16 protein-coding genes are annotated in these 15,117 nt (G+C 52.9%); 5 read left to right on the forward strand and 11 right to left on the reverse strand.

Features of this window, described 5'->3' with window-relative positions; genetic code table 11:
• Positions 1-142: 142 nt before the first annotated feature.
• The 3 genes from QWF21_RS01900 (at position 143) to QWF21_RS01910 (ending at position 3,813) form a co-directional block, all read left to right on the forward strand.
• On the forward strand, positions 143-1,600 hold the full coding sequence (locus tag QWF21_RS01900; RefSeq protein ID WP_330086337.1) for an FG-GAP repeat domain-containing protein: 1,458 nt from the start codon (positions 143-145) through the stop codon (positions 1,598-1,600).
• 96 nt (positions 1,601-1,696) lie between these two features.
• Complete coding sequence (locus QWF21_RS01905) at positions 1,697-2,638, forward strand: ABC transporter ATP-binding protein (protein ID WP_330086338.1); 942 nt, start codon at positions 1,697-1,699, stop codon at positions 2,636-2,638.
• Complete coding sequence (locus QWF21_RS01910) at positions 2,635-3,813, forward strand: ABC transporter permease (protein WP_330086339.1); 1,179 nt, start codon at positions 2,635-2,637, stop codon at positions 3,811-3,813. The genes QWF21_RS01905 and QWF21_RS01910 overlap by 4 nt, the downstream gene beginning before the upstream one ends.
• A 58-nt stretch (positions 3,814-3,871) precedes the next feature.
• On the opposite strand, the gene QWF21_RS01915 is transcribed toward QWF21_RS01910, so the two are convergent.
• The 9 genes from QWF21_RS01915 to zntR form a co-directional block, all read right to left on the reverse strand.
• Positions 3,872-4,735 carry a D-amino acid aminotransferase gene (locus QWF21_RS01915; RefSeq protein ID WP_330086340.1) on the reverse strand — a complete coding sequence of 288 codons (864 nt, stop codon included), beginning with the start codon at positions 4,733-4,735 and terminating at the stop codon, positions 3,872-3,874.
• Between the two features lie 8 nt (positions 4,736-4,743).
• Positions 4,744-5,583, reverse strand: a complete 840-nt coding sequence (locus tag QWF21_RS01920; protein ID WP_330086341.1) for a DUF4392 domain-containing protein — start codon at positions 5,581-5,583, stop codon at positions 4,744-4,746.
• Positions 5,583-6,536 (reverse strand): 5-oxoprolinase subunit C family protein, encoded by a 954-nt coding sequence (locus QWF21_RS01925; RefSeq protein WP_330086342.1) that lies wholly within the window; start codon positions 6,534-6,536, stop codon positions 5,583-5,585. Before QWF21_RS01925 ends, QWF21_RS01920 begins: the two co-directional genes overlap by 1 nt.
• On the reverse strand, positions 6,533-7,219 hold the full coding sequence (gene pxpB, locus QWF21_RS01930; RefSeq protein WP_330086343.1) for a 5-oxoprolinase subunit PxpB: 687 nt from the start codon (positions 7,217-7,219) through the stop codon (positions 6,533-6,535). Before pxpB ends, QWF21_RS01925 begins: the two co-directional genes overlap by 4 nt.
• Before the next feature lie 5 nt (positions 7,220-7,224).
• Positions 7,225-7,953, reverse strand: a complete 729-nt coding sequence (locus tag QWF21_RS01935; RefSeq protein WP_330086344.1) for a 5-oxoprolinase subunit PxpA — start codon at positions 7,951-7,953, stop codon at positions 7,225-7,227.
• Between the two features lie 11 nt (positions 7,954-7,964).
• Positions 7,965-8,756, reverse strand: coding sequence for a putative hydro-lyase (locus tag QWF21_RS01940; RefSeq protein WP_330086345.1), 792 nt, complete (start codon positions 8,754-8,756; stop codon positions 7,965-7,967).
• Positions 8,757-8,945: 189 nt separating this feature from the next.
• The gene (locus QWF21_RS01945; protein WP_330086346.1) at positions 8,946-9,701 is read right to left on the reverse strand and encodes a substrate-binding periplasmic protein; all 756 of its coding nucleotides are present in this window, start codon (positions 9,699-9,701) and stop codon (positions 8,946-8,948) included.
• Between the two features lie 99 nt (positions 9,702-9,800).
• Positions 9,801-10,922: an SO_0444 family Cu/Zn efflux transporter gene (locus QWF21_RS01950; protein WP_330086347.1), complete on the reverse strand. Its 1,122-nt coding sequence runs from the start codon at positions 10,920-10,922 to the stop codon at positions 9,801-9,803.
• Positions 10,916-11,356: a Zn(2+)-responsive transcriptional regulator gene (gene zntR, locus QWF21_RS01955; RefSeq protein ID WP_330086348.1), complete on the reverse strand. Its 441-nt coding sequence runs from the start codon at positions 11,354-11,356 to the stop codon at positions 10,916-10,918. The genes QWF21_RS01950 and zntR overlap by 7 nt, the downstream gene beginning before the upstream one ends.
• Before the next feature lie 222 nt (positions 11,357-11,578).
• Here zntR and QWF21_RS01960 point away from each other — a divergent pair, with 222 nt between their 5' ends.
• On the forward strand, positions 11,579-12,805 hold the full coding sequence (locus QWF21_RS01960; protein WP_330086349.1) for a hypothetical protein: 1,227 nt from the start codon (positions 11,579-11,581) through the stop codon (positions 12,803-12,805).
• Complete coding sequence (locus QWF21_RS01965) at positions 12,802-13,425, forward strand: hypothetical protein (RefSeq protein WP_330086350.1); 624 nt, start codon at positions 12,802-12,804, stop codon at positions 13,423-13,425. Before QWF21_RS01960 ends, QWF21_RS01965 begins: the two co-directional genes overlap by 4 nt.
• Before the next feature lie 55 nt (positions 13,426-13,480).
• On the opposite strand, the gene QWF21_RS01970 is transcribed toward QWF21_RS01965, so the two are convergent.
• Complete coding sequence (locus tag QWF21_RS01970; RefSeq protein ID WP_330086351.1) at positions 13,481-13,984, reverse strand: DUF3592 domain-containing protein; 504 nt, start codon at positions 13,982-13,984, stop codon at positions 13,481-13,483.
• 36 nt (positions 13,985-14,020) lie between these two features.
• Positions 14,021-15,103, reverse strand: coding sequence for a DUF3137 domain-containing protein (locus tag QWF21_RS01975; protein WP_330086352.1), 1,083 nt, complete (start codon positions 15,101-15,103; stop codon positions 14,021-14,023).
• Between the last annotated feature and the right edge of the window lie 14 nt (positions 15,104-15,117).

The following is a 15,117-nucleotide window of genomic DNA, read 5'->3' on the forward strand; positions in this document are numbered from 1 at the left end:
GTACAAGCTATCCTGCCACGCCGGGTGATCCATCACCCGGCGTTTTCCGTTTTATCATGCATCTGCTTACACTCTAATCATTGCGTTTTTTAGGCCACATGATACTTTGTGGCCAGTCACTTGAAAGCTGGATGCTAAACCTATGATACGCAAAACTTTATGGATCGGACTGTTCGCGCTATGGCTGTGCTCTGATCTTGCTATTGCCGAGGAACTGACGCTGGAGCGGGTGCAGTTGCAGCTTGAGCATCCAGCCAATGGCAGTCTGCTTAAATTACCCGGTCAGCCTTATCTGCTGGTATCGGGCTTTAATCAGTATCAGCGTTGGCTTAGCCTTATCAACACCGTTGACTTTACGGTCACACAGCTGGAAATTCCTGCAGCAGCGCAGTTTTTTAGCAAAGCCACTCTGGCAGGCTTCGAACAGCCGCAACTGGTGTTCTGGGGGATTGATGGCTTGTACCAGATGCGTTTACCGGATGGTCAGTATCAGCGGTTGTTGGAACTGAACTCGGTGCACCGGGTGCTGGATCCGGTGCGGCTGCGCCAGCGCAATTTTACGCTGGACCTGGGGGGGGAGCTGACGGACTTTTTTATTCCGGATTTTACCGAATCGTATCTGCTGCGCCAGCAAGCTGATGGTAGCTTCCGCCAGTACCGGTTGCAGCTGCCCAGTCGCATTCAAAGCTGGCAGAGCAGCCTGGATTACCAACCACGTCGTCCTTTTGTACTGGACAGCAATGGCAGTGGCCGCCAGGATTTAGTGGTGGTGGAGGATGGTCGCTTCTGGGCCTTTCTGCAAGCAGATGACGGCAGTTTCAGTGAGCAGCCAACCGCACTGGATTGGCCGGTGCCCTTATCGACTGAGCGTACGCTGGATCAGAGAATCGATGCAGGCCGAAGTTACCAGGGACTGCAACTGGATCGGCTGTTTGATGTGCAGGATATGAATGGCGATGGCATCCCTGATCTGGTGATGGTGCGCGAGCTGCTGGCCGATGCGTTGGAACGCAATAATGAGTACCGCATTCATTTTGGCCGTATGACGGAACAAGGCTTGGTGTTTCAAGCCGAACCGGATACCCGTGTGAAAACGGATAATGTGCCGATAGATGTTGTGATTGGTGATTTTAATGGCAATGGCCGGCAGGATTTTTACATCCCTAACACCAACATTGGGGTAGGCACCATAGTGCGGGTATTGCTGCGTGGCAATGCCAATCTGGATGTGGATTTTTTCCTGATGAATGAGCAGGGGCGTTATGCCAGCCGGGCTGATTTGCGCCAGCAGGCGCGGGTAGATGTCAGCATCAGCAATGTACGTTTTGATTTGCCACTGTTTCAATTGGCCGATTTAGCCGGTACTGGTCAGAAACACCTGTTGGTCGGTGAAAGTGGTCGTTTGCGTTTATACAGCCCGGATAGCGGCCGGTTATTTAGCCGGCGCAGTGAACGCTTGGAGCTGGATGTACCACGTGACAGCAGCCGGGTACTAATCACCGATCTGACCGGCAATGGCAAAGACGATCTGGTGCTGCCGTTTGATGCGCAGGATAAAAGCGAGCATCGCAATCAGCTGCATTTAATCTTTAGTCGCTGAAGCGGGCTTTTATATTTGCTAACACTTTTCTGATGGGCTCCTGTAGAGCGCAGTGCTAGTCTTTTCCAGTGTAAACGGCTGGTAAGGAGCTTTCAGATGCAACTTCGTATTGATGCTGTGACCAAGCAGTACGCCACGGTCACAGCGGTGAACCAGGTTAGCTTTCAGATCCAAAGTGGCGAAATTTTTGCTTTACTTGGCCCGAACGGAGCTGGTAAATCCTCCATTATTCGTATGCTGGTGGGCATGACCAAGCCCGATGCCGGCAATATTTCAGTGTGTTATCAGGAGCAGAGTTTTCAGCATGTGCCACGGCGCTTACTGGGCTATTTGCCGGAAGACCGTGGCCTTTATGGTGATAAAAGTGTCGAAAAAAACCTGCTGTTTTTGGCGCAGTTGCATGGACTTGGCAAAGCGGAAGCACTGAGCCGGATGGAGCACTGGCTGGAAGTATTTGAACTAACTGAGCGGCGGCATGACGATTTGAAACAGCTGTCTAAAGGCAACCAGCAAAAAGTGCAGCTCATTGCAGCGGTACTGCACAAGCCGGCTCTGGTGATTCTGGATGAGCCTTTCTCTGGGCTGGACCCCATCAATCAGGAAAAAGTGGTCGATTTCCTCAAGCAGCTCAAGCAAAACGGCATGACAGTGATATTAAGTGCGCATCAGATGGCGATGGTGGAAAAACTGGCTGATCGCATGGTGCTGATGGCCAAAGGCGAGGTGGTGCTGGCTGGTACCCTGGCCGACATCCGCCAGCAGGCACAACCGGAGGTGCAAATTCAGTTAAGCAGCAAAGTGCCGTTGCCGGCTGATTGGTTGCGCAGTCTGGAGGCAGTGACCAGGGTGGAGCTGCCTCAGCCAGAGCAGGCACTGCTGACCTTGTCACCGGATGCTGACGTTGGCCCTGTGTTGCAGCAACTGCTGGGCCGGATTGAGCCGGAGCAAATAGCCATGCAAAAACCGGATTTGCATCAGTTGTACCTGAACGCTATGTCCAGGCATCAGCGGCAAACGCCACAGGAGGCCGCGGCATGATATCCCGTCAAAGTCTGATTGTGGCCCGCTGGGAGTTTCTGCGCTTCTTTAAATGGAAGCAGCAACTGATTTCATACTTGCTGATGCTGGCGGTGATGGGGGGCGGTTTTGCCTGGGTCTATCTGACCGATGAAAGCCGTCAGCAGTACCGTATTGCCGTGCCTGGCACACTGGTGGTGCAAAATACCGAACAGTTTGAGTTTCAGCGCCCCAGCATCGATCTGTCGCAGCAATTGCAGCAACTGCGCGATCACCGAACCTGGCATGCTGTTTTGGCCTATCAGGACGACAGTTGGGTCTTGTACACCGGTGCCAGCAGTAAATGGCTGCCACAATTGGAGCAGGTACTGCAAAGCTATTTTCAAATGCAACGGGCCGGTGATTTTGGTTTAACCGATGCGCAGCTGACCGAGCTGCAACAGCCAGAGCCAATAGCACGCAACTTTTTGGATGATGACTTTAAAGGTGAAGACACGCCGGAGAAGATGATTGCCTTTGCCGTGCTGATTTTATTGCTGATAGGCCTAAGCACTGCCTTTGGCCAAATTTTAATGAGCATAACCGGCGAAAAGCAGCAGCGGGTGACTGAGCAACTCTATGCCATTGTGACTCCGCAGCAATGGATGGATGGAAAGATGCTTGGTCATAGCTTCAGCGCCTTGAAAGCCATGCTCACCACCCTGCTGGTGATGTTGGTATTTTTCGTAGTGATATCTGTAATTGCCGGTGACGGCCTGGATCTGAGCTGGTTGAACTGGTGGGTTATTCTTTGGCTTATTCCCTTTGCATTGGCTGGGTTATTACTTTGTGCCTGCTTTATGGGGGCCATTGCTGCCTCGATTGATGATCCCAATACCAGCGGCAAAGGCGTGGTGATGATGGTCACCTGGTTGCCGCTGCTCTTTACCTATCTGGTGATTGAGAGCCCATCCGGCTGGGCTATGACGCTGCTGAGTTGGCTACCTGTCACGTCCTTTGCCGCCATGCCGGTGCGGATGTCGATGGTGGAGGTGCCCTGGTGGCAACTCAGCTTGTCGCTGGCATTGTTGCTGGCTGCGGTGTACTACATGCGTCGGCTCGGTGGGCGGATTTTCCTGCGTGGCATGCAAATGTACGGCAAAGAGCCCAGTTGGGGCGACATTATGCGCTGGGCATTGAGCCGTAAAGCAGACTAAAGCTGCAGACAAAGAGCCCGCAGCAGCGGGCTCTTTCGTTCACGCGTTGTGCTAATGCTTAAAACTCGTATTTATGGGCGCTAAACAGCGTCTGTACATCCAGCCAGATATTGCCGGGCTCGCCATCGCCCACCCACTGATCGTTGATTTGCACCACAGGCGCGACCTCTTTGCTGGAACTGGTTAACCAGACTTCATCGGCGGCCAGTACTTCAGCCCGGCTGATGGCGCGCTCTTCCACCGGGTAGCTGCTGTACTTGCGCAAAATCGCCAGCAAAATCAGTCGGGTAATGCCAGGCAGCAGCTCAGTACTCAGTGGCGGGGTAGCAATCACGCCGTCTTTGACCACAAACACATTGCAGGCAGCTGCTTCGGTCAAAAAGCCTTCGCGGTTAAATAAAATGGTTTCCTGCGCCCCCTGAGCGTAGCCTTGCTGGTAGTGCAGCACATTGCCAAGCAAAGAGGTCGATTTGATATGGCAGCGCTGCCAGCGCAAGTCGTCGGCGGTCACCACCCGGTAGCGCGGCGCTTTGTCTTTATCGGCTACTGGTGCCGGCGGGATCTCAAACACAAAGGCAAATACCGTAGGCCGGATATTGGCCGGAAAGGCATGATTGCGTTTTACATCGGTGCCGCGGCTCACCTGCAGATAAACCCCCAGGTTCTCTCCCATGCTCTGGTTTTTCGCCAGCAAATCCGTCAGCAACTGCTGCCAGTCGGCCAGGCTAAGGCCAGCCTCAATGCTCAGTTGCTCAAGGCCGCTTAACATCCGCTCCAGATGGGGCACCAGGCCAACAAAGTGGCCCTGGTAGGACGGCACTACTTCGTAGATGCCATCGCCAAATAAAAAGCCACGATCCATTGGCGAGATGCGGGCCTCAACAGCCGGCAGAAAGTCTCCATTTAAATACACAATACTCATAGTCATACTCAGCTAAAGCCACAGAGGGCACGTAAAGAGGTAATAACAGCAATACCTTCACTGGCATCCAAGCTGTCTTCGGTCAAGGTATTCAGTCGGCTGACACCGTCCACACTGCCGCGATCGGATAAATACTGCAAAATACGCAGCGGTTGCACCTGCGCCAGCAGATCCTGCTCGCGCCAGACGCTGAGCAGCGCAATCAGGCCATAAGCTCCCCAGTTGGAGACATCGGCCAGCAAAAGTTCATCGCACTCAGTCGCCGCCGGAATAATGTTGAGCTTGCTGACGGCGGTATTGATATTGCCCATGCCAATCTCATTGCCGCCATCGCCGATGGCCAGGGTGGGGCAGGGAGCCAGATGTAAAAAATCATCGAAGCTGGCGCAGCGGCCACTGATGTCTTCGCCCCGCATATTGTAATATTTGCCGTCCCGGGCCCGGCCGGGGCGCTCAATGGAGATCACCGCTTGTGGCTGATAATGCTGCAGGGCTTCGGCCGCCAGTGCCGCCAAATCTTGCTGGCTGTTGATGGGCAGTGGATGGCAATGGTAATCGGTTTTTAGCACCGAGTAGAGCGGATCGCCACACACCAGCACAGGCCGGGCGCCCAGGTATTGCAGGCAATCGTACAAGGCTATGGCGCCAACCGGGCCATCGGTTTCAAAGGTATCGGCAACCGGAAAGCCGGTGCCAATAAAAACCACCCCCTGGCACTGGTTCAGGATACGGGCCGCGCGCAGGTAATAGCCGGGGCGCAGCGCCTGTTGCAACTGCTGCATGCCGCGTAAATTACGCCCCACCAGCAAGTCTTCAATCTGACGACTGAGTGACAGCAATGACTTCATCAAAGCACCTCCAGTTGGCTGTGTTGTCCCCAAAAGCGTTGTTCCTGCAAATGCAGCAGATTGTGTGCCTGCTCCATACTAATGGCTGCAAATTGCAGTTCAAAGCCAGCCGAACGTTGTGCCAGTTGCCAGCAATCGAGCGACAAAACTGAGCCAAGCTTGGGGTAGCCACCAAGCGTTTGCCGATCGCTCAGCAGTACAATGGGCTGACCATCCGGTGGTACCTGTACAGCGCCATAACAGATGCCTTCTGACAACATCTTGCTGCGCTGGCAGTGCAGTGGCGGGCCCTGCAGCCGGCAGCCCATCCGATCGGATTTAGGCGATATCTGGTAGGGGTGCTGATAAAAGCGTTGCCGCTCTGCGACTGAAAAATCCTCGCACTGATAGCCTTCAATCAGGCGCAATGTCAGCGGGCTCTGATAATCCGGCCAGAAACGCTCGGGCAAGGCAAACAGCTGCTGCGAAGCCATGGCCGCAGCTGGTTTTGTCAGCGGCAGTAATTGCCCGGCTTGTAGCTTGCCGCCATCCAGGCCACCAATGCCTTCGCGCAGCACCGTAGCGCAGCTGCCAAACTGCTCAGCCACCCTAAAGCCACCGGCTACTGCCAGGTAAGCTCGTACGCCAGCAGTGGCCATACCCAGCTCAATGCGATCGCCTGCTTTGATGATATGGCCTTGCCATAAAGCTTTTGGCTTGCCGTTGATGCTAAAGGGCACAGCCGCACCGCAGACGGCAATGGCAGTATCTTGTTCGGCGCTCAGTTGTAAGCCGCCGAGTGTGATTTCCAGCGCGCAGCTGCCAGGCGTATTGCCAAGCAAAGCATTGGCCCAGCGAAAAGCATGGCCATCGGCCGGGCCTGCCGTGGTCAGGCCGAGCCGGCTTTGACCAAAACGCCCTTGATCCTGCAAGGTGCAAAGCAGGCCGGGTTGCTCAATACGAAAACCGCTCATAATACGCCTCCCAGGCGCAGAAACTCGACTTTGTCGATGGCGGTAAAGCGAACCTGATCGCCCACTGCCACCGGCATGCTGGGCGTTTTGCTTGGATCAAAAAACTGCAGCGGGCACAGGCCCAGCAGATTCCAGCCACCAGGGGACTCAGCCGGATAGACCGCCGTCTGGCGATCGGCAATCGCTACGGCACCTTTGGGCACTTTGGCGCGGGGACTGTCCAGTCGTGGGGTGGCCAGGCGTTCATCCACTTCGCCCATGTAAGCAAAACCAGGCGCAAAACCTATCGCATACACCCGGTACAACGGCGCCTGATGCAGCTCAATCACTTGCTCGATGCCCAGTTGATGCAGCTTTGCCAGCCGGGTGAGATCCGGCCCGCTTTCTTCACTGTAATACACCGGCAGCTCGACCAGTTTGCCAGCCTGCTGGCTTTCGCCGCTTTGCGCTGCCAGTGCCTGTCGGATCCTGGCTTTGACCAAAAAATGATCCGTGCGCAGCGGATTGTAGCTGACCAGGATGGAGGCATAGGATGGCGTGACATCCAGCAACACATCGGCCAATGCCTGTTCTAGTTGCTGGCAGGCAGCAAGCACCCACTGATTAACCTCGGTCGACATCTGCTGCGGCGGGTAGAGGATCAGGCTGCTTTCACCGGCAATCTGAATGCTGTAATCAAGCATAACGACTAGCCTTGCAACAACTGACGAATATGCTGGACTTCGGCAATGGCGGCTTCGTTATCGCCGTGCACACAGAGTGTATCGGCTTGCAGCGCGAGCCGCTTACCACTTTCCGTGATCACCACGCCTTCATTCACCAACAACAGTACCTGCGCCATGACTTCAGTTTTATCCAGCACGGCACCTGGCTTGCTGCGTGGCATCAGCAAACCGTCATCGGTATAACGCCGGTCGGCAAAGGCTTCAAACAGCAGCGAAATACCCTGCGCTTTGGCATCGGCCTGATGCTTTGCCTGTTCGGCTGTTGCCAGCAGCATCAATGCCAGCGGTTTGTGGTAGCTTTTAATGGCTGTATACACCGTCTGCAGAATAGCAGGTTCTCGCATCATATCGTTGTAGAGAGCACCATGCGGCTTGACGTAGCTCAGCTCAAGGCCATGGATTTGCGCCATGCCATCCAGCGCCGCGATTTGATAATGCAACAGATTCACCAGCTCTTCGGCTGAGCAGTTCATTGAGCGGCGGCCAAAGCCTTGTCGATCCGGGTAACTGGGATGAGCGCCGACTTCAACCCGGTAGTGCTTGGCCAATGCTAAAGTACGCTGCATCACGTCGGCATCACCGGCATGAAAACCACAGGCAATGTTGGCCATATCGATGTAAGGCATCACGCTGCTGTCCATGCCCATGGTCCAGCTGCCGTAACTTTCGCCCAGATCGCAGTTTAATTTCATGCTTCCTCCGGCTAAAACAACGCCAATTTTGAATTTGGAATATCGGTCACCAGCATGCAGCCCGGGCTGTGGGTAATACAAAATTCCGGTTTGGCTTCGGCAATCGCCAGTTGCGGCGTCACGCCACAGGCCCAGAACACCGGTACTTCGCCTGGCTTGATGCTGACGGCATCGCCAAAATCCGGTTGGGTTAAATCGGCAATGCCAATGGCGGCCGGATCGCCAAAGTGCACCGGTGCACCATGCACCTGCGGAAAGCGGCTGCAAATCTGAATGGCGCGAATGGCATCAGCAGGTTTCATCGGCCGCATACTCACCACCATGGGGCCGCTGAATTTACCGGCGCTTTGGCAGCGGATACTGGTGCGGTACATCGGCACATTGACCCCTTCGGTAATATTCCGAATTTCCAGGCCATCGGCCAGCAGGGCTTCTTCAAACGAGAAGGAGCAGCCCAGGAAAAACGTGACCAAATCATCGCGCCAGAGCTCGCCAATATCCGGCAGCTCCTGCACCAGTTCGCCGTGGCGAAACAACCGGTAGCTTGGTAAGTCGCTGCGAATATCCAAATCGGCAGCAATAGCCGCAATGCCGGTATCACCGGGCTGGGCAGAGAGCGCCACGACAGGGCAGGGCTTGGGGTTGAGCTGACAAAACTGCAGAAAATCACTGGCATCGGCTTTTGGCAAGATCACCATATTGGCCTGCACAAAGCCAGCGGCCAGGCCAGAGGTATTGCCGTTGTGCTGTTGCTGGCGGCATGCCAGGCGCACATCTTTGGGGTGACTGCTTTTGCTTAACATCAACGTCCTCTCAGGCATTCCGAATGGCTACAACCTTCTAGTGCTACTTTATTATGAATAAACTATTTACTCAACAATGCATGGCTAAAATAAATTATTCTTTAACGCTGCGGCAGTGCGCTCAGGGCACTTTGCTAATCATAGCATTATGCCTGTCAGGTTTGAGCCATGGATGTTCGTGATTTCTGGTTAATCCAGCGTTTTTGATTGCGGACGGAAATGCTTTATTTCATCATTCTCAATCATCTGCTGTATCAATTGCTGCAATTTGGGGAGTATTTCCTGATGGGAGCTGGCTCGGGAGAAAGCCAGGTTGATGGTGCGGGCCTGGCGGAAGTTGAATTGATAACTGGCTTGTTTAAATTGATCGTGCAGTCTTGGGTTGTTGTGAATCACATTCACGGCACTTTGCGCCGGGCCAATCACCACATCGGCTTCTTGCAGCAACAACATGGCAAAGGCATCTTCCAGCGAGGCAGCCTGAATCAGACGGAACGAATCCTTGCTCAGCATCTGCTGCAACTCGGGGCTATACCCATAGTCATGAAGCACCACAATGTTCCGCTGCTTTATATCATCCCAACTGGCAATATCATCAGCCGTGCGCAGTAAATAAAGCGATTCAGGCTGTGCTTCATCGTAGGGGATTAAGTGCAGGAAACGCTCACGATCGACACTGTAATTTAAACTAACCATCAGATCGGCCTGGCCAAGCTCCATTTTACGTAAGCAACGGCTAAAGGGAGTCAGGGGGGTTGGCCGGATAGTGATTGCCAGACGCTCGGCAATGGTTTGCATAAAAAGTGCTGTTTTGTTTTCCGGCTTGTGCTCATGCGCCGGAGTGTGCCAATGATCATCCAGGCACCAGATTAGCTCTGGAGGCTCATGGGCCATAAGATGCACAGAGTACAGCAGCGGCAAAAGCAGAATCCCTAACCGTAACATAGCATTCCCGGAAAAAATGATGGCATCACCAAGGGGTGTAAGCCATCATACGCATGGTAACAGCCAGGGTGCAAGTGCTTGTTGTCGCAAATGCCGGGATCAGGCTGTATGCGCTTTCATGCTTTGTTTTTTCTGCCATTGCTGCCAGAGGATCCGGACGATCAAGCCGGCAAGCAGGAGTGCAGCCGATAGCTCCAGCCAGTAGGGCAACACCGAGTGTTGGTGTTGCATGGCACTTTGCACCGAGATATCAAAGTACTGCAATGCAAAATCCAGCAACCAGCCAAAGAACACCGACATCACAATGACACCAAATAAGTAAGCAACCAGCGCCCGCATACCCAGCTCTTTGTACACCACGCTGATGGTCGCTATATTGGTAGCCGGCCCTGCTTGCATAAAGACCAGGGCAGCGCCGGGTGAAATGCCCATCATCATCAAGGCTGCAGCAATCGGGGTAGAGGCGGTTGCGCAGACGTACATCGGCACGGAAATCAGTACCATCAACAACATGGTCCAGATGCTGCTGCCGTATTTTGCCAATGCGTCCATTGGCACCAGGGTTTGCACCAGAGCCGCAAAGAATAAGCCAATCATCAGCCACAGATAAAAATCGCTCAGCAGTTTGCCGGTACTATAGGCTATGCCATCTTTGGCTTGTAGCCATAGCTTTTGTGGCCGGGATAGCTGGGCTGCTGCTGTCTTTTTAGTCGCACAGCAAGCCGATTTTACTGGTGCTGGTTCTGGTGCTGGAGTGGCAGCTTTGTTGCTGGCACAGCAGCTTTTGACCGGAGCTTCTGTTTTAGTGTTACTGTCGTGTCCGGTAGCTTTACCCACCAAGAGGCCGGAGGTAATGGCGCTTAAAATAGCAGCGACAGGCCGGACAATCGCCATCAGCGGGCCAAGCAACACATAGGAAACTGAAATCGAGTCGACACCGGTTTCCGGTGTGGCACTTAAAAATGCTACGGTCGCTCCTTTGCCGGCACCACCGCGTCGCAATTGCATCGCTGCCGGGATCACACCGCAGCTGCACAGAGGTAATGGGGCGCCCAACAAAGCACCTTTTATCACAGGTTTGACGCCATCGCCCCCGAGCTGCTGTTGCAACCAATCCATTGGGATCCAGGCCTTCATCATGGCAGCCACCAGCAAACCAACCAACAGCCAGGGAGCTGATAACACAAAGAGTTGCCAGAAGTTGTCGATAAAACTTAGCATGATGTGTGCTCCTTATGTTGTTCTGTTTGGGGTGGTTTACCTTGTTCCAGAGCTGTAAGGATGGAGCATTCAGTAGCACTTATTGGCCCACCGCAACAGGCGGCATCCAGTTGCTGCAGCGCCTGATGAAACTGTTTCAACTCCAGCATCTGCTGCTCAATCTCCAGCATTTTTTGCTGCACTTTGTCTTTGACATCGGCACAGTGCCATTCGGCTTTATTGTCTTCTATCTGCAACAACTCGCGAACCTGCTGCAAACTAAAGCCGACCGCTTTGGCACGCAGAATAAAGTTTAGTCGCTGACTGTCTGCTTCACGGTACAGTCGATAGCCGGCATCCGAGCGAGCGCTCGGTTTTAATAACTGCTGCTTTTCGTAAAAACGGATGGTATCCACACTGACCCCATGCCGTTTGACCAACTCACCAATTTTCATCGCCATCCTCCTGTCTGGATCTTAGTATAAACCCTTGAGCTTACTCCAGAGTCAAGGCGATGTATTTGGTTGTTGACAGCCGGTGGATTGGGGGTAGTCCCCACTGGGCTGTTGCTAATGCTTGCAATTTCATATTAACACCATTGTTTTTATCTCGCTGCATTGTTAATGTATGGTTTTTTATTGCTTCGATTCATTATGCAAAGTGGCAGGTATTTAAACATGGCTGGATTAATTAATAATCTGCGGGCTAAGGGCCAGGGAATTACTGAGTATGCAATTATTGTGGCACTGGTCGCGGTCAGTGCTTTGACAGCCTTTAGTTATTTTGGCGGTACTCAGCGCAATCAGGTTGCAGGTTTAAGTCAAGAGGTCGCCGGACAGTCCTCAGAAGCCGCAATCAGCAGAGCCAGGCGGGATGCCGACAGGGCAACAATAGCAGCTGCAAAACCGGGTGGTATGGGGCACTACGATAGTTCAGAGGCAGGCATACCGGGCAATGGCGGCGGTGGTGCTGGAGGTGGCGGTGGCGGAGGTATTGGGATCCCTCCCGGAGGTATTGGGACTCCCCCCGGAGGTGGCGACAACTTATTACCACCGGGCGATGACTTTTTCCTCCCGCCCGGCGGGGGTGGCATGTGTCCCATTGGCCCGGCCCAGCAGGCAATGGCTATGCAACTGGAGTGCGGTGTGCCACCGGACGAACCATGCAGTGATGCAATCACAGAGATTTCGACAGAGGTTCTGCAGCAAATTTTCAACTCGGCTGCTATTCCGCAAAGCCGTATCGATGCTATCGCTGATGAGTTGAATGCCGCGTTGCAAAACCCGGCGGTCAGCAACCTTATTAATACCAAATCTAAAATGGCGCATTTCCTTAGTCAGGTTCAACAAGAAGTTGGGCCAACCATGCGTTTAACCGAAAACCTCAATTACACTGTTGACGCCCTGAAAAGTACCTTTAGTTACTTTCGGGCCAATCCGGATGAAGCCGAGTTGTACGGCCGAAAACCCGGCCAGGCAGCCAATCAGGAAGCGATAGCTAATCGTGCCTATGGCAATAGATACAATAATGGTGATATTGATTCAGGGGATGGTTGGCGCTATCGGGGCCGTGGTATGATTCAACTGACATTCAGAGCCAATTACGAGACCTTTACTACCCGGCACAATGCAATTTGGCAGGACGATTTTCAGGATTTTATTGCCGAGCCAGAATTGCTGGCTGAAGAAAAATACGCCGTTCGTTCAGCGTTGCTTTTCTGGCAAACCAATAATCTGGCAACGATTGCCGAGCAGGGGGTCAGTTGCAGCCAGGCGGATGCGATCACTGCGGTGGTGAATTTACACACCAGCAGTTATGCTCAGCGCTGTAATAACCTAAACAATATTATGAATTTGTCGCATTTTGAGTTATGTCCATCCCCATCAGGAGCCAATACACAATGATGAAAAGTAAACCTTTCCTGGTTACGCTGTTAGCAACTTTCTTCGCTGCTGCTTGTTACCCGGTCGATAGTGAGCAAAAGGCGGTTGATGCCCGTGTTGCCGAAGCCACCTTTTTAACAGCAGAAACCCTCCCTGAGGTGGAAGTTTTTCGCTCATATCAACAAGTACCAGCATTGTCGGTTGCGGCACAACAAAAGGCGATGGATTTTATAGTGGATGGTGAGGAAGATATTTATGTGCGTTTGCAAAACAGTGCAGGTAAGACGGTAGACAGCTGGGTAGCCGATAGTCCTGATTATGAAATCCCAGTGCTGGCAGACGCTTTTTATAGCAGGATCTGTGAGCAGGATACCTTGGTTCTGGTGCTGGAGAAAGGGGTGAGTACAGGCGTTAGTACAGGTAAGGTTTACATCAATGCGTTATTTGAACCTGCCTCCGGTGAGTGGCTTACCACTTTCCTTGGCGCAGAAGTGACAGACAGAAAGTCCGGTGAGTTGTTTGTAAACAATCAAAAAGCACTGCTGCAAAAGCTGAAAGCAGGCGCTAACACGAACTGCCCTGAACTGCTGGACCCTGCTGCTATGAGTCAAGCGCTGAACTGGTTGCTGGAGGAGCACTAAGCTTATCTGTTGCAGAGTGACAAAGCAGGCCAGGTTATGCAGGTAACCGGCACAGCTAACGCAACAGCAGTATCTTAATAGCCAGCGCAAAGCACAAACCTGCCGGGACCAAAGCCGCCGTGCGCAGGTTTTTCAACCACTGGGCTGTCAGAGGGGAAGCTGGCAGCAGTTGCCGTAAACACAACAGCGTAAAGCCCATTGCAATTAGCCCACAAAACAGCGCCAAAAACCAAAGCGTCATAAACTCTTTGATCACCACCTGCTCTGGGTGATCCGGTGCATAGAGCACCGTCAGGGTTTTTCCTTTATCTTTTTGGCTGCTCGAGCGGTGGCGGTAGGGAGCATGTTCTATTAATTGATTGGTGGGGGTACGAAATTGCACTATGGTCTCAGTGCTTCTGCTCCTGTTTCGGCTTCGTTGTGTGTTACTTAACCGCACATCTGTAATAACTGCTTCCACCGCCTCGCTTTGCTCAATAAAGACAAGCCGTTTATGGACGACCATAGCAGCCAGGCTCCAGAAAAAAATGGCTAGCAACAGATAGATAAAGGTTCGCATACATAGTCCTTATAGCGGGCGGTGTCGATCAGCGGCTCAGGCCTGGGTTGTGGGAAACTGCGCCACCAAAGCATCAATCAGTTGGTGAAACAGCTGCAGTTCTTGCACAAAAGCTAACCCAGCCTGGCTTTGTGTGATGGGCTCATCAATAGCTGGCAGAGCCACCAGTTGCTTCGCCGGCAGCAACAGCAATAAACTATTGCCGCTCAGGTTAGCTCTTAGTTTGTCGCTAAACAGCTGGCTTAATTGTTCCAGTCGGGTCATGACGGCCGGAGTTAACCAGCTCCTTGCGGAAATCTGATCCGTCGCCATAACGGAAAAGCGGGTAGTGAAATCGCTGTTTTCCAGATGGACCCTTGATGCAGAACTCTCCAGGCAAGGCATATTGATCGAAGTAGAGCCGGCAAAATGTTTAGGCAGCGTCAATAATACCAGTTGGCCACAAAACAGCTGAGTATCCTGCTGGTTGTAGAAACTCACTTGTACCAGTTCCCAGGCGCAACCACGATGATTGCCCCGGAAGTAATCACTTTGTTCGGAACGAGCTACTGTTTTGCCGGGGTGCAGGCGGTTGTCACCAAAGTGCAAGCGCTGAACAAAAAGGCTTGGGTCGAGTTGCCCGTTCTGCTGGTAGCTGATATTGGCGAAGTTTCTTGCTAATGCAGGCACAAAGTGATGGCGGAAGTGCTCACTAAAAGCTTGGTAGTTTGGCAGCATAATCTCGCGTACGGTAAGAAACAACAAAAAGAGCCCTGTGATGATTGTGATAAGCAGCAGGTTTAACCATTGGTTCAGAGGAAATAGCCACACACAGAGGAACAAATACAGCAGCAGACTAGGGATTGCTACTTTGCGGACTGGCCAGGCACTGCGTATCAATTGTTGCCTAAGTTGCTCCAGTGCTGCACTGTCTTGCTCTGTCACCACCAGACTGGGTTGATTGCTGGCTGCTGCATTGCTCTGCTGAGGGGTAGCTTCAGGCGAACGGCGCCATCGTTGCACAAAACCATGCAGCTCAGCCTGCAGCAATGAAAGCGCCTGACGGCTTCGCTGGGCTTTATTCAGCCAGCCATCCATCAGTGCCTTGTTGTGATCGGGTTGGGGGGAAGTATTCTGCATCTTTAGTTAACAAG

This window comes from Alkalimonas mucilaginosa (assembly GCF_036327005.1).
GTDB lineage: Bacteria > Pseudomonadota > Gammaproteobacteria > Enterobacterales > Alteromonadaceae > Alkalimonas > Alkalimonas mucilaginosa.